Origin of the sequence: Mesorhizobium sp. SEMIA396, from assembly GCF_024518615.1 — a bacterium.
In the GTDB taxonomy this organism is placed as follows: domain Bacteria; phylum Pseudomonadota; class Alphaproteobacteria; order Rhizobiales; family Rhizobiaceae; genus Mesorhizobium.
Window position 1 is genome coordinate 151,121 of sequence record NZ_JANIFC010000004.1, and the last position, 14,710, is coordinate 165,830.

Annotated in this window: 9 protein-coding genes; 3 read left to right on the forward strand and 6 right to left on the reverse strand. The window is 61.0% G+C overall.

Annotation, left to right across the window (positions count from 1 at the left end):
* Positions 1-41: 41 nt before the first annotated feature.
* From NP503_RS12780 to NP503_RS12800, 5 genes are all read right to left on the reverse strand, one after another.
* Positions 42-2,273 carry an exopolysaccharide transport family protein gene (locus tag NP503_RS12780; protein WP_127269812.1) on the reverse strand — a complete coding sequence of 744 codons (2,232 nt, stop codon included), beginning with the start codon at positions 2,271-2,273 and terminating at the stop codon, positions 42-44.
* Position 2,274: 1 nt separating this feature from the next.
* Positions 2,275-4,272, reverse strand: coding sequence for an asparagine synthase (glutamine-hydrolyzing) (gene asnB, locus NP503_RS12785; protein ID WP_127269810.1), 1,998 nt, complete (start codon positions 4,270-4,272; stop codon positions 2,275-2,277).
* Positions 4,272-5,531, reverse strand: coding sequence for an O-antigen ligase (locus NP503_RS12790; RefSeq protein ID WP_127266448.1), 1,260 nt, complete (start codon positions 5,529-5,531; stop codon positions 4,272-4,274). Before NP503_RS12790 ends, asnB begins: the two co-directional genes overlap by 1 nt.
* The gene (locus NP503_RS12795; RefSeq protein WP_127266447.1) at positions 5,528-6,736 is read right to left on the reverse strand and encodes a glycosyltransferase family 4 protein; all 1,209 of its coding nucleotides are present in this window, start codon (positions 6,734-6,736) and stop codon (positions 5,528-5,530) included. Before NP503_RS12795 ends, NP503_RS12790 begins: the two co-directional genes overlap by 4 nt.
* A 511-nt stretch (positions 6,737-7,247) precedes the next feature.
* On the reverse strand, positions 7,248-8,903 hold the full coding sequence (locus NP503_RS12800; RefSeq protein ID WP_236383136.1) for a calcium-binding protein: 1,656 nt from the start codon (positions 8,901-8,903) through the stop codon (positions 7,248-7,250).
* Positions 8,904-9,465: 562 nt separating this feature from the next.
* Between NP503_RS12800 and NP503_RS12805 the strand changes: the two genes are divergently transcribed.
* Positions 9,466-11,217 carry a type I secretion system permease/ATPase gene (locus NP503_RS12805; RefSeq protein WP_164748771.1) on the forward strand — a complete coding sequence of 584 codons (1,752 nt, stop codon included), beginning with the start codon at positions 9,466-9,468 and terminating at the stop codon, positions 11,215-11,217.
* Positions 11,210-12,586 carry an HlyD family type I secretion periplasmic adaptor subunit gene (locus NP503_RS12810; protein WP_127266444.1) on the forward strand — a complete coding sequence of 459 codons (1,377 nt, stop codon included), beginning with the start codon at positions 11,210-11,212 and terminating at the stop codon, positions 12,584-12,586. Before NP503_RS12805 ends, NP503_RS12810 begins: the two co-directional genes overlap by 8 nt.
* A 174-nt stretch (positions 12,587-12,760) precedes the next feature.
* Here the strand turns inward: NP503_RS12810 and NP503_RS12815 are convergent, their stop codons facing one another.
* A complete protein-coding gene (locus NP503_RS12815) occupies positions 12,761-13,711 on the reverse strand; it encodes a LysR family transcriptional regulator (RefSeq protein ID WP_127269808.1) in 951 nt (316 codons plus the stop codon).
* A gap of 93 nt (positions 13,712-13,804) precedes the next feature.
* On the opposite strand from NP503_RS12815, the gene NP503_RS12820 reads away from it, so the two are divergent.
* Positions 13,805-14,710, forward strand: a complete 906-nt coding sequence (locus tag NP503_RS12820) for a dioxygenase (protein WP_127266442.1) — start codon at positions 13,805-13,807, stop codon at positions 14,708-14,710.

Here is a 14,710-nt window from a genome sequence, read left to right on the forward strand (position 1 = left end):
ACCCCCGGATCGTTCGTAGCCCAAGGACGAGCCTGTGGCCGTCATGCTATTTGCTCGCGCAAGAGGTCAGCGCTGTCCTCGAGCCGATATCCGGCATGTTTCTTCAGATTCACGCGCGTGAGGACACTGCCGACAGGTATCGCAAGAGAACCGTTGCCCTGAAGGAGTTCCAGCACCCCGCGAGCGAGGGTGCGTGGCGTTTTCCTCCACCGGATGGCGAAAAGAACCACGTCCGCCCATCCGGGCAGAAATTTGGCTTCCGGCCGCCCCAGCGCCGACGGCAGGTTTATGATCACGATGCGATAGGTCGCGTGCAGATCCGCCATCACTTTGCCTCCATCCTCGCACGATAGCAGCGCCAGCAGGTCGTCCGACGGAGCGGCGGTCATTACGTCGATCCCGATTTCATGCAGCCTGGCAACGGCACCTTCCAGGTCGCAGCGATTGCAAACATAGTCAGCGAAGGAATGGCGGTTCTTGCGCTCGCTGAACTGGTGCAGGAACTCGAGCGTGAGCTGAACGCCCTTGCGTTCAAGATCGACCAACAGGACTCGACCGCCCAGTCGCGTGCCGGCGAGCGCCAGGCTCCACGCGAGCTCGGTCCCGCCATCCTGCGGCATACTGGAGGTGACAAGCGCCGTGTACGACGAACGAGCCCTTAGCGCATTTGGTGCCGCCGCGATCAGCAACGACGTCACGGCGCGGCTATATGCGGACCTGCGCTCCCCCAGCACGAGGTTTCGCAGTTGTTTGGCATGCATTCCGCATGCTTCGGGGATCTGCCCCATACATGGAACCTTGAGCACCGCTTCCGCTTCGGCCTCGCCACGGAAAGTCCGGTCAAAATGATTGCGCATCGTGACGTACATCGCCCCAAGGATAGCGAATAGGATCATCCCGGGGGGAACCAGGAAGATGGCTGGCAATGTCTGCGGGATAGTCGGCGGCCAAGCCGCAGACAGGATCGAAATTCCAGCCGAGGGAACTCCGATACGCCGCGTCAAATCCTGTTGTCGACCAAGGAGTTCGTTATATCGCTGGGTCAGCAGGCTGACCTGCGGCTCGAGAGCCCGCAAGCCGGAAAGCCGGCTGGCGGTGTCGGCCATGACCGCATCCAGGATGTTCTTTCGGCTTTCGAGAGCGGCGATCTGTGCACGGAAAATGTTTGCATCGGCAGCAATCTTGTCGACGCCTTGTTCGATCTTGCTTTGCGTCGTGGCTCTGAGTTCCTGGTCTGCCGGCGCGAGAGCCTGTCGAGCCGCAAGGTCGGCAAGCTCAGGCGCGCCAATAGCTTCGGCCAGGGCGATGAGAGTGGCCCCTTGCTCTCGAAGCTGCTGGACGTACCGTAGCCGAGATTCCACGGCGGCGAGATCCGCCTTTGACATCGACAATTGCTGGCTGAGGTCGGCCCGTTCCCTGGCTGCATTGTCCGCCGAGCCTTGGTCGATGGCTCCGTGACTCAGCCGATATTTCTCAAGGCGGTCAGCCGCTGCCTGCAGATCATTTTGCAGCCCGGGCAGACTGGCGGTGATTGCATCGAGCTCTTGCTGGTCGGATGCCTGCCTTTTCTTCGTTAGGGTGTCGACATAAACCTGAGCGAATGTGTTGGCCACGAGCGCCGCCCGCGCGGGGCTGTCATCGGCGAAAGCGACGGAGATCACTCTCGATCGCAGCTCCTGCCCGACCCGCATGCCTCGCCGCAAAGCTCTCAACTCGGAGGCATCCTCGGCTTGTGGACTGTTGGCTGCCTGGTCCGCCCCTGGCCACAGCCGGTCCAGTAGACCGCCGGCAAGTGAGCGTGTCCTTGGGGGAGGGGTGGCAGACGGTTCAAGCCGGGAATTCCTGCTAGCGGAATTGTCCTGTCCGGTTTCCGCCGCACCTGTCTTGCGTAGTGCCGCCATGACCCGGCGCAGGTGATCTTGCGACGATAGCATCGTGATGTGGTCATCTATGCTTGAATCAACGAGGTCCTGCGAAGACGGGGCGCCGACGGGCAGTGAACCGCGCGAGGGGGCGTCGACGATAAGCTGGGTTGTTGACTCATAGAGAACTGGTCGAAGGCTTCCCAGCAACCCCGCCAACAAGCCGCCCAACACAGCGAAAGCAATAATAGACCATTTTCTCCTTGCCAAAATCACGAAGAGTTGGCGCGACGCGGTGGGCGGCTCGACATATTCACGCAATGACCGCACGTGCACTCTGCCTTCGAGAACCGGTGCTGGCAGTTGATTGACCCGTGGCAGCTGGATCGGGCTGATTGCGGAACCTACCATCTTACACTCCTGCCAGGTCGAGTTCATGAGTTGGGCCGGTTTGCTGTGCTTGCCGATTGGCCTTGCTCCGCCAGGCCTGGAACATCAACGCGGACCACAATTCGCGGGAGCGGTTCTGGCCATCAATGTGATCGCGCCAGCAGGCGTCGATCTTCGCGGTGTCCAATACGTCACTGCTTTCGGTTCGCATGTCGGCGAGAAGATCGGTGGCCCAGTTGCGCAGCGGACCCCGCAGCCATCCAGCAATAGGGACATCGAAGCCTTGTTTCGGACGCTCGATCAGGTGCTGCGGGAGATAGCGGCGTAGCAATTGGCGAAGGATCCATTTGCCGGCGCCATCACGAACTTTCATGTTGGATGGCAGCCGCCAGGAGAATTCGACAACGCGGTGGTCAAGGAGAGGACACCGACCCTCAAGGCTGTTGGCCATGGTGGCACGGTCCAGCTTCACCAAGATGTCGCCAGGCAAGTAGCCCGCCATGTCATCGTAGAGAAGACGGGAGAGCAGGTCGTCAAGCGGCGGATCGCCGTAGCCGTAGGTTGGTTCGGTCGGCCGCTGATATCCCAGGTTTTCAGCCTGTGGCCGCGCCAGCCGCTGAAACAATTCGTCTTCATTCGATGCCGTGAGCAGCCGGGCGAGGCGTTCCATTCGGTCGCTCCGGATAAAATGCCTCGCGCTCGCAGAGAGCGGCAGTTTGCCAACGACATCGTCACGTCCGGCGCGTGCGAAAAAACCTGCTCCTGCCGCCAAGGTTCGGCGCAGTTGTCGGGGCAGGCGCAGGTGCCGTTTCAGCCGCTCCGCCATAAAGTGGCGCCCGTATCCTGCGAAGCACTCGTCACCACCGTCGCCCGACAGCGCTACGGTGACGTGCTGACGAGCGAGCCTGGCAACGAGTAAGGTCGGTATTTGTGATTCATCGGCGAAGGGTTCATCCCAGACCTGGGGCAACTCGGGAATGACGTCACGTGCGGCGCTTGGCGAGAGGTGAAGTTCGGAGTGGTCGGTACCCAGATGACGGGCAACGGCCGCTGCATATGGAGCTTCATCAAAGCCGCCCTCTGCGAACGAGATCGTGAAGCTGCGAACCGGCTTGCAGGATTGGGCCTGCATCAAGGCGATCACGGCTGAGCTGTCGATGCCCCCCGACAGGAAGCCGCCCAGAGGCACGTCGGCGATCATGCGTTCCCGCACAGCCAGCCGAAGCCGGTTGTCCAGTTCGTCAATGAGGTCTTCGTCCGTGCCGATGACGGGGTTCCGTCGCCCATCGGCAGCGACGTCAGCCAGCGACCACCAGCGGTGAACGCATCGGGAAAGACGGTCCGCGCTGCGGTCTTCGGCAAAAGTCGCCGCCGTGACGGAAAGGACAGAACCAGGCGGCAGTTTGAACACGCTTCGCCAGATACAGCGATGGTCCGGCACCCATCCCGTCGAAAGCATTGCCGCGGCGGCATCAAGATCAAGGTCGGGAGAAAAGCCCGGAAAGCAATTGATCGCCTTCAGCTCAGAGGCGAAAACCAGCGCATCTCGGATCGATGCGACATAGAGGGGCTTTTTGCCCATTCTGTCGCGGGCCAGATGCAGGGTTCTTGTCTTGAGATCCCACAATGCGAAGACGAACATCCCGGCAAAGCGATTGAGGGCGGCCTCAAGCCCCCAATGCTCGATTGCGCACAGCATCACTTCGGTGTCGCTGGCGCCTTGAAAGGTTTGGCCCGCACTCTCGAGTTCGCAACGCAAATCGCGAAAATTGTATATCTCACCGTTGAAGGTGATCACGTACCGACCGCTGGCGGAATGCATCGGCTGGTGCCCGGCGGCTGACAGATCGACAATTGCCAACCGCCTGTGGCCCAGTGCGATTCCAGCTTCGCGGTCGATCCAGAGCCCTTGGCCGTCCGGCCCCCGGTGACGCAGCGATGCAGTCATCCGCCCGATCGCTCCGAGCGGCTTTATGTCCGCGGCGTCGGAAGCCAATAGAATTCCCGCGATCCCACACATTAGGACACCCTCGGTTCAGCAAGCTGCCGCCGAAGTGCGGTCGGATTTCCGGCAACGAGGCAGAAAGCCAGCGAAAACCACACGATTGGATGGCGGATGATCAGGTGAGGCATGCTGAAGATTATCGTCGAGACACCAAGCACCAGCAGGGCGTCGAATCCTCCTCGCCAGGCGAAGGACATGGCGGCTCCCCCGATCCAGACCAACGCGATGACGGCGAGCAATCCGCCCTGCAGGTAAAGGTCGAGAACGGTATTGTGCGCTTCGAAAGGTCGCTGCAGAAATTGACGGTCGGCGACGGGCGGCCGCTCGAGGTGAGGACCAGGACCCAGTCCCAGCGACCCGGATTTCAATCCTTTTTCCACGGCCTCCTGCCACAAATAGAGCCGGAGTTCGAACGTTTCGATGGTCCCTTCCCCGCCTTCGTCTTTGGTGAGGTTCTTGGCAAAATTGGCGACGCTGGTCTCTTCGGTGAGCGCGTACGGCGTCATTGCAAGCGCTAGAGGCAAGGAACCCGCCAACAGCAGAATTGCCGCCATGCGGGGCATGCTGGCGCGGCCACTCGTTGCTATCCATGCACGAAGCCGCAATCCGATAAAGATGAGGCAGCTCAGGATGCTGGTGTAGAGATAGGTGTCGCTCTTCGTCAGCCGGCCGACATAGAAGGTCAGGAGCAGGCATGAGAATGCAAGCAAACGAGCCCATGGGTTGCGGGTGGTCGTAGCAAGATGCAAAGCCAGTGGGCCAAAAAGCGCGCAATAGAGCGCAAGTTGGTTCGGGTTCTCGGACCAGCCACGGAACCTGTCCCAGAACCAGGGATCGACGCCGGACTGGTGGGCTACCCCAAATGCCAGTCCCAGCTGAATTACGAAGCTCCCGTTGGCGATGGCGATCACCCACCACGCACTGCGGCGAAGGTGACGATCGGCGTCGGGCTCCGCGGCCGCCAAGCATGTGAAGCTTGCCAGCAACACATAGGCCATAACGTCATGTACCAGCCCGGTCAGGTAAAGGACGGTGGTCAGGTAGCCGACGATCGTGCCGATTCCCAAAGCCAGCGACAAGATCAGCCAGAAGCTCGCAAGCTGGACAAAAGCGGGCGTGACCTGGAGACGACCGCCGGCGAGTATTCGTCCAATCGCCAGAACGATCCAGATCGCGATGAACAATTCGCCATAGCCGAGCGGCAATCCCGGAACACCCAGTTGCGTCGCATAAGACATCGCAACTCCCAGGGCGAGCAAGGCGTCCCGGATCATTGATGTGCCCCGCCTCGGTGATTTGCGAGGCCGCCTCCAAGCCCAACGGCAGGGAGCGGTCGCATGTGCCCCGCGCGGAGTGTGTTGTCGTAAAGATCGCAGTACTGGTCGACCACCAGTGGCAGGGCAAATTGCCTCCGGACAAGTTCAACAGAACGGGCGCCCATCGCCTTGGCCGCCGCGCGGTCGGACAGCAAGTCTATCGTTCGCGAGGCGAGGGCATCGGCATCATGCGGCGCAACCAGGTAGCCATTCCATCCGTCTTCGACGATGTCGCTGCAGCCTGGCATCCTTGAGGCCACGATGGGCAGTCCCGCCAGCCCCGCCTCCAGCAATACACGCGGAACCCCCTCACGATACTGAGTGGGAAAGGCGAATACATCGGCCATGCCAAGGAGATCGGCGACATCGCGTCGTGGACCCAAGGCCAGCACATGAGGTGCATGCCGATCGAGCTCCGATTTGTCGATTGCGAATGAGCCCTCGGATTCTCGTGGGCCGACGAGCACAAACCGCGCCGCGGGCCTTGCGGACAGGATGCGAGGGATCGCATTGAGAAGGGTCGCCACGCCTTTCTGGCGCGTCAAACGGCCGACGAAGATCACCACTTCGGCGGACTGAAGGCCGAGGTCCTTTCGCATCTTCGTTGCTGAGGACCCGAGATGGCGCACCGTTGCGAACGCATCGACATCGATTCCGGAACTGCGTATCAGTCGCGAACTTCCGCGGCCGATCAGCCGAAAGCGCTCGAAGAACAGTTGGTCGTCGCGATTTTGGAATACGGTCGCTGCCGTCCAGGAAGACGCAAGCCATTGCAGTGCGCAATAGACCGGGCGCAAGGCCAGGGCTCGAGGCTCCAGCGATGAGAACGTCCACCCCAGTCCGTTGATGGTGCGAATGACCGGAACAGTTCCCCGTACCGAAAGGGGCGTCAACAGATTTGGCTTGGTGTCGAAGCTCTGGATGATGTCAGGCTGAAGCTCCTGCATCAAGCGGCGCATCGTTCGGAGAGTGCGCCATTCCCCGCCTCCGCTTGCAAAGCGGTCGAAGGAGAACCTGTGATGCGAAATGTCATGCCGAAGAAACGGTACGGGAGAACCGCTCGAGACCGCCGTAACGCGAAAGCCTTTCTCTCGCAGCGCGATGAGGAAGGGAACTCTCAAGGCGTGATCCTCGCCTCCCACGCAGACCAGGTGCGGGTTCATCTGCCTCTCCCAAGCGCACATGGCCGATTGGCTCTCGATGCTGCCATGGCCCGGTTTCATCACCTCTGAGCGCATGCCGCCCGAGTGCACGCTAGGGGGACACCAGGTGCCTGTCCTCGTCCGTTTGAATGACACAAGGGATGTTTGGAAGGGTAGCGACCAGCGAGGCGAGATTCCCTCGCGATTGCCGGAGCGTTCATGCGACTCGTGTCTTGCGGGATGAGCGCGGTGCTTGCCTGAGCCGGTACGGGTGGCTGGTCTGCATCACCTTGGTTGTCCAAGGTTTTCGAGTGTCCAATTGCGGCGGCGCGGTGCCTGAGCTCCGCGGTTCGCTGATGGCAAAAAATCTTTGACGCGTGGTTGCGCTGGGCCGTCAAGTCGGCCCTCGGCCTGCGTGGCCGGTCTTCAGGACGGAACCGGCACGTCAGCTGTTGGTCCACTCATCCGGAACATCTGTCGGCGAGGCCAGGGGCCTCGCCGACTTCTTAGAGCATTTCTTCGCTGGGCTGGTTCAGGTGACCAGGAAAGACGATGCGGTAATCGACAGATGCGGAGAGAGGCTCGCGAAATGGATCTGGTTTGCGCCTCCGACGCCGTCGCTGTCGAAAGAAAGAGCTCCCGTCGAACTGTTGTAGACAATGTGATCGGAACTGTCATGCGCGGCTTTGCCGGCAAAGAAAGCGTCCGACGAGAGGCCCCCCTGATCGAGACCGGCAAAGATGGAATGATCGAGGTGGATTTTGTCCTGGGCTTTGTTGAAATCAGTGATCCTGTCGACATTTCCGTCGCCAAGAGCGGTACTGAAAACGAAGACATCACTGCCGCGGCCGCCGGTCAAAGTATCGGCTCCACCGCCGCCGTCGATCTTGTTGGCGCCGGCGTTGCCTTTGACGGTTTGAGCGAACTCATTGCCCGTCAGGTCGATCGCGGCCTTGCTGGACGCCTTGCTGGTCGCGAGTTGTTCGATGTGCGAGCCAGCCGATAGGGCGAAACTCACAGAGGCGAGGACTTTATCGATGCCGCTGCCCTTCTGCTCCACCACCTTGTCGTGAGCATTGTCGACGTAATAGGTGTCATTGCCGCCATAGCCGGTCATCTTGTCGGCGCCACCGCCACCATTGATCTTGTTGGCGCCGCCATTCCCATAGATAGCTTGATCGAATTCGTTGCCGGTCAAGTTGATGGACCCCCTGCCACCCGAACTGGCGGTGGAGAGCTGCTCGATATGTGAGCCCGCCGTAAGAGCGTAACTCACCGAGGCCGCGACCTTGTCGAACCCCCCGCTTGGCGCTTCCATCACCTTGTCATGGGCATTGTTGACGAGATATTTGTCATTGCCCGTGGTCGCGTGAAAAACGTCTGCGCCGCGCGTGCCATGGAAGACATGATCGCTGTCCGACGGGGCCGGCGCGGCCGGAACTGGAGCGGCGGCGTCTGTCGGAGGCGTGGCCGGAGCAGGGGCGGCGACGTCGGTTGGAGGCGGGGTCGTGGTATCGATCGGATCGGTTACTGGGGGGGCGGCCGAGCCACCGGTGCTTTGGAGATTGTGCTGTTGGAACAAAGCCTGCAACTCCGGCGAATTTTCCAGAGCTGTGTCACCGTTCTGCGAGCCCCAGGCATAGGCATAATCGAAGGCAGGCGACGGAACCAGTGCTGCCCAATGATCTATCATCGTTTGCATCTGTTCCGGCGTCGGCATCTGATGCTTCCCGCCCGTGTCGGTCGTCCAGTTGCCACCGCCAAAAGTCTGATAGACTGGAATGATTTTGTCGATCGGGATGCCGGACTTGACGGCCGCAGCCACGGCCCTGTCGATCATGTTGTAGTCGACCGTGCTCACGTCATCGCGCACCGGGTAGGGGTCCAACCCATAGTAGTCGATGCCGGTATTTGCCGGATTATACGTGTTGGAAAAATCCGGGTTTGTTGGAGAGCCCATATTCATCATGGTGATGAACGTCTTGGCGCCTGGAAAATGGGAATGGATCCAGTCCGACTCCGCCTTCAGGGTTTCGGCACTTGCATATGTGCCCCATCTGCCGGTGGGATCTGGCTCGTCCATCAGGAAGAACCCGAACACCTTGGGATTGTTGAGAAAGGGCGTAACTTGTTCGATGAAAGAGGAGGTGACGCCGTCGTGGGCGCTGAGATAGACGAGGCCTTTCATGCCGTCCGGCAAAGCATTGACCTGCGAGAGATATTGAACATCGACCAGGTTGAACCCGGCGGTTGCGACTTCGGTGGCTGATCCACCGGACGCATAATGGAGTGTCATCCAATGATCCTTTGGTTGATTCGACTTATGCCCCGCGTCTGCTTAGGTGATTGCTACATTAGGATGAAATCAAATACGAAACACAACGGGATAGAATGTTTGATTGATCTAAGTTGTTGCTCAGTAGCAGGTATTTTGCTCAGCCGACCGTGGCACCTTTGAAAGTGTTTGGGAGCAAGGACATACGCCTCTTTTGCTGGCTCCGTTCTGACCAATTCCTTTAGCGAAAATCGTCATTTTTCGGGAAGTTATCCCCAGACAGGGAGACGTCGGCCGTCGCGTTTCGCTGGTTCACGCCACGAATCGGCTGCATTTTCCTCAAAGTCGACGTATGTAAGCAGAGCGTAATAAGGGGGGCGACGGATAGCGGCTGCTATGCGCACTAAGAAAGGTTTGAGCCATTACAACTTACGGAAGTAACGGCGCGGCAGTGTCGCGCGAACGACCGCTGGTCATGAAAACATCGGGGGCCGGTTCTCCCGAGCTCCGTTCCGCTATTCTCGCCTGCATGCCTGGGCTGCTTGGCGTGGCGCTGTTCTCGGCAGTGATAAACATTCTCGCTCTGACCGGTTCGGTCTATATGTTGCAGATCTACGATCGCGTTCTGCCGTCGCAGAGCGTTCCGACCCTGGTGGGGTTCACGATCGGAATGCTGGGCCTGTATGCCGTATACGGGCTTCTGGATTTCGTGCGGCTTCGCGTGTTGGTCCGCATCGGCAGCCGGCTCTATAGGAATTTGCAGCAAAAGGTGTTCTCCATCTCCCTGTCCCTGCCGCTCAAGGCAGGGCGTGATGCGGACCGTCTGCAGCCTTTGCACGATCTTGACCGACTGCGCGGCTTTCTCTCCGGAACGGGACCCACGGTCATCTTCGACGCCCCGTGGATCCCCTTTTATCTGCTGATCATTTATTTGCTCCATCCTTCGCTCGGCCTGCTGGCGACGGTCGGTGCGATCGCCGTGGTCCTCTTAACAGCGATTGCGGAAGTGTTTAGCCGAGGCCCCGCCGCGCGTGCCTCGGAGGAGCTGCTGTCGCAGCGGGCGCTTGCCGATTCCGGCCGCCGCAACGCCGAAGTCGTTCACGCAATGGGGCTTTCTGGTCGACTGGCTCGACGCTGGAGCGACGTCAGCCGAGCCTATCTCGCCCAGCAGGAACGTCTCTCGGACGTCGTTGGTGGCGCCAGTTCGCTGTCGAAGGCCCTGCGGATGGCGTTGCAGTCCTGTGTTCTCGGTCTCGGCGCTTACCTGGTGATCGGCGGCGAGGCTTCACCTGGGGTGATCATCGCATCTTCCATTTTGCTTGGCCGCGCCTTGGCCCCGGTCGATGCTGCGATCGCAAACTGGAGAGGCTTTCTGTCGGCCCGGCGCAGCTATTCCGAGCTGGCGGCGGTCATGGCGGCATTCGGCCGCCAGGACGAGCCAATGGAGTTGCCTCGGCCGCAGGCGCGGTTTGCGGTCGAGCAATTGACCATTGCGCCGCCCGGCTTGCCAAAGCCAACCGTGGTCAATGTGAGCTTCCATCTGTCGAGAGGCGCTGGGATGGCCGTAATCGGCCCAAGCGGTTCCGGCAAGACAACTTTGGTGCGTTCGTTGGTCGGGGTGTGGAAGCCGCTCCATGGCTCGGTGAGATTGGACGGCGCCTCTCTCGATCAATGGAACTCGGAACAACTCGGCGCCCATATCGGCTACATGCCGCAGGATGTGGAGTTGTTTGACGGCACGGTAGCAGACAACATTTCGAGGTTCCGAGGCAAGACGGATCCAAAAGGCGTCCTTGCGGCGGCAAGAGCAGCCGGCGTCGAGAAAATGATAATGCAACTCCCCCAGGGATTTCAGACCCGCATCGGCGAGGGCGGAGCGGCCCTGTCGGCAGGGCAGAGGCAACTCGTGGGTCTCGCCCGAGCACTTTATGGCGAGCCGTTTCTTGTCGTGCTCGACGAACCGAACTCGAACCTCGACGTGGACGGGGACGCTGCCCTGGCCGGCGCCATACGGGCAGTGCGTCAGCGCGGAGGCATCGTCATTGTCGTTGCGCATCGTCCCTCAGCTCTCGCCAACATCGATCAGGTACTGGTTATGTCGAATGGGACGGTTCATGCCTTTGGCTCGCGCGAAGAGGTCTTGGCGAACGTGCTCCGACCGTCACCGCCTGTTCCACCTCGGCCATCTTCTTTGGCGCCGATACCGGGGGTTGCCGGGCATGCATGAGGCTCTGCTCGAAACATTCGTCACCTTCTCGTCGTATGCTCGGACCCTTCGTGGCAGCAAACCGCCTGCCGTGAGCGCGCCAGATCTGTCGGACGGTATACGGGCCAACCTGATATTCGGCTTGGCGATTACCGGTCTGCTGGTTCTTGGCGGTGGTCTGTGGCTGGGGTTGACCAACATCGCCGGCGCTGTGGTTGCACCAGCCACCGTGGTGGTGGAAACCAACGTCAAGAAGGTCCAGCATCAAACCGGAGGCACAGTGGGCGGGATCTTCGCGCAGGACGGAGATCATGTACGAGCCGGCGACGTGCTGGTCAGACTGGATGACACGCTGCCTCGTGCGAACCTGCAAATCATCAGTGAGGATCTCGATCGCGCGACCGTCCGCCTCGCCCGGTTGGAGGCCGAGCGCACGGGCCTGGCGGAAATGCAGCTGCCGGCCGGCCTGAAGGCGCGAATGAACCAGCCGGAGCTGGCTGCGCTCGTCAATGGCGAGCGCGCTCTCTTTGAAACGCGCGCTTCGGCTTTGGCTGGACAGAAGGCACAGTTGAGAAGCCAATCCCAGCAACTTGAACGTCAGATCGACGGCCTTAAGGCGCAACAGAGCGCGGTGGATGAATCGGTTGCTCTGCTGAACAAGGATTTCGCGGACGTTGATTCCCTCTACGCCAAAAAACTCGTCTCCAAGGAGAGGCTAAGCAACATCAAGCTGGATGCCACCCGGGCCAGGGGAGAATCGGGGCGCCTCGCTGCAGCAGTAGCTGAAGCGCAGGCGCGCATCAGCGAAACGGGGTTGCAGATGCTGCAACTGGATGACCAAAGGCGCACTGACGTGACGACCGAACTCCGCGAGACGGAAGCTAAGCAGACCGAACTCAACGAACGGAGGATTGTGGCCCAGGATGAATTGACCAAGACAACGATCCGCGCGCCGCAGTCCGGAACGATACAGGAATCGGCTGTCCATACCGTCGGCGGCGTTATCGCGCCTGGCGAGATGCTCATGACCATCGTACCTGATGCCGATGATCTTGTGGTGGACGCGCTGATCCCGCCGTCGCGGGTCGACGACGTCCGCCCGGGGCAGCCGGTATCGATCCGTTTTCCGGCGTTCGACGTGGGAACCACTCCGGTCTGCCAAGGGTCAGTGAAACACATCTCGGCAGATCTGATTAAAGATCCGCAACGTCAGCTTTCCTATTTCTCGGCGCGTATCAAGGTTGAAAGCAAATCGAACTGCCTGACCGAAGCGAAGGTGCTGAGGCCAGGTATGCCCGCCGAGGTTCATATCCGCACCGATGAACGCAATGTCTGGTCCTATCTGTTGAAACCCTTTGTGGACCAGATGTCCAAGGCGTTTACGCAGTGATGGCGAGGTGGAGGAGGGAGAGCCAATAGGATATCGGGATTTCTGGCGGCCCGACGGCTTTTGGGGGCGGGCGGCCGTCGAGCCTAACCGGCGACGCGGGGATGAAGCGCCTCCGGCTGGAGGAAACATGCGCGTTATGTGACGCCACCGCATCATTCGAATAGCGAGGCCGGATTACCGCCCCCAGACGACGGCATTCTCGTGCCGTTTGATGATGTGCTTCAGATTCTCGAAGGCGGTCGTGACGTGGCCGGCGAAGCGCTCTGCCGCGGGCGAGCGTGGCCCGCTGACCCGGCGCAGGATTCCAAGCGAGCGGCTGGGCTGCGGAATTTCATAGGGTAGCACCGTCACCCGGTTTTCCTTGCGCTGCGCGAAGACCACGGAGAATGGCAGCACCGCCAGCGCATCGGTTTCGGCAAGGAAGTTGATCACGCTCATCAGCGAGCCTCCCGAATAGCGGACGTTGAGGTCCGACATGCCGATGCTCATCAGGATCATCTGCAGGTCCGACATCAGCGGAGAGCCGGGTAGGGGGGCAACCCAGGGAAAGCTGGTCAGGTCATGCGCCCTGAGGCGGCGATTTCGCAGCAGGGGATGGTCGGGCCGGCAAGCCACGACGTTGCGTCCGGGCAGGATTTCCGTGAATTCGAAGCCGGGTCCCAGGTCTAGCACGCCGATCGGCACGATCCCGAGATCGATCTGGTTGCTCTCCAGCGCCGCGACCATCTCGGGCAGGTTCATGTAGCTTTGCTGGACGGTGACCTCGGGCTCGAGCTTCTGGAATTCTCCGATCATCCGGCTGATCATCGCATCCATGAAGAAAGGCACGCCGCCGACACGGACGACGCCCTTGGTGCCTTTCATGAAGCCCTGCACCGCATCCGACGCCTTGCGCGACGCGGTGATCATCGTGCGGCCCTGCGCCGCCAGCTGGAAGCCGAGCGGTGTCGCCTGCAGGGGCCGGCGACCCTTGAGGAAAAGCGGCTCGCCCACCCGTGCCTCCAGCATGGCCAGCGATCGACTGACTGCCGGCTGGGTCAGGCCCAGCATAGCGGCTCCTTCCGACACGCCGCCTGCATCCAGCACCGCAGCGAGCTGCATGAGGTGGCGCTCGTTCAGCTTCATAGCAAAACGCTATACAAGGGACGCCACATCTCATCAAGCATCGCGTCGGGCCGTGCTATCCCGCTTGGCAAGGGGAAGGGAGGCCCCGGCGGAATGCACGGCCAGCACGACCCGAAGCGAGATGAATTCCCCAAGGCGATCTCGACGCAGGCCGAGGAATTCTCACGGCGCCTGACGGCAATGGGCCAGTCCCGCCTGGCGGCGGCGGCACAGGCAGCCGTCGACGGTTTGCACGCGCTGATCGTCGAGTTGCGCCCCTCCGGCGAGGAATTCCGGCAGGCGATCGATTTTCTGACCGAGGTTGGCCACTACGCCGATGCGCGGCGCCAGGAATGGGTGCTGTTCGCCGACGTCCTGGGCGTGTCTTCGCTGATCGAGGATCAGAACAGCCCGCGCCCTGTTGGGGCGACCCCAAACACCCTGGCCGGCCCCTTCTACCGGGCCGACGTGCCGGAGATGCCGCTCGGCGCGAACATCTCGCGCGATCACAAGGGTGAGCCGCTGGAAGTTGCCGGCCGGATCGTCGCGCTCGACGGCGCGGGGATCGGCGATACGATGGTCGAGATATGGCAGGCCAATGCCGAGGGTCTCTACGAGAACCAGGAACCTGATAAGCAGCCTGAATTCAATCTGCGCGGGCGCTTCCGTACCGATCCGCAGGGGCGGTTCCGCTTCACGACGGTGAAGCCGAAGGGCTACACGCTGCCGTCGGACGGCCCAGTCGGCCAATTGATGTCGGCGCTTGGCCTTGGCCTCGAGCGGCCGGCCCACATCCATTTTCGCGTCTCGGCGGAGGGCTTCGAAACGCTGACGACCCACATCTTCGACCGGTCGGACCCCGCGATCGGCCGGGATGCGATCTTCGGGGTCAAGCCCGAACTCATGGCCGAGTTCCGCGCGCTGCCGCCCAACGGAGGAAAACGGAAGCACGCGCTCGACCTCAACCTCGTGCTCTGTCCGCAGCGGCGGGGCGAAACCGAAACCTCTGGGAGGAGATGA

What these genes read in the sequence shown, in the direction of transcription:
- NP503_RS12780 (WP_127269812.1), bottom strand. Translation starts at nt 2,273, where the DNA reads ATGGTAGGTTCCGCAATCAGCCCGATCCAGCTGCCACGGGTCAATCAA.
- NP503_RS12805 (WP_164748771.1), top strand. Translation starts at nt 9,466, where the DNA reads ATGAAAACATCGGGGGCCGGTTCTCCCGAGCTCCGTTCCGCTATTCTC.
- NP503_RS12810 (WP_127266444.1), top strand. Translation starts at nt 11,210, where the DNA reads ATGCATGAGGCTCTGCTCGAAACATTCGTCACCTTCTCGTCGTATGCT.
- NP503_RS12795 (WP_127266447.1), bottom strand. Translation starts at nt 6,736, where the DNA reads ATGAACCCGCACCTGGTCTGCGTGGGAGGCGAGGATCACGCCTTGAGA.
- NP503_RS12800 (WP_236383136.1), bottom strand. Translation starts at nt 8,903, where the DNA reads ATGAAAGGCCTCGTCTATCTCAGCGCCCACGACGGCGTCACCTCCTCT.
- NP503_RS12820 (WP_127266442.1), top strand. Translation starts at nt 13,805, where the DNA reads ATGCACGGCCAGCACGACCCGAAGCGAGATGAATTCCCCAAGGCGATC.
- NP503_RS12815 (WP_127269808.1), bottom strand. Translation starts at nt 13,711, where the DNA reads ATGAAGCTGAACGAGCGCCACCTCATGCAGCTCGCTGCGGTGCTGGAT.
- NP503_RS12790 (WP_127266448.1), bottom strand. Translation starts at nt 5,531, where the DNA reads ATGATCCGGGACGCCTTGCTCGCCCTGGGAGTTGCGATGTCTTATGCG.
- asnB (WP_127269810.1), bottom strand. Translation starts at nt 4,272, where the DNA reads ATGTGTGGGATCGCGGGAATTCTATTGGCTTCCGACGCCGCGGACATA.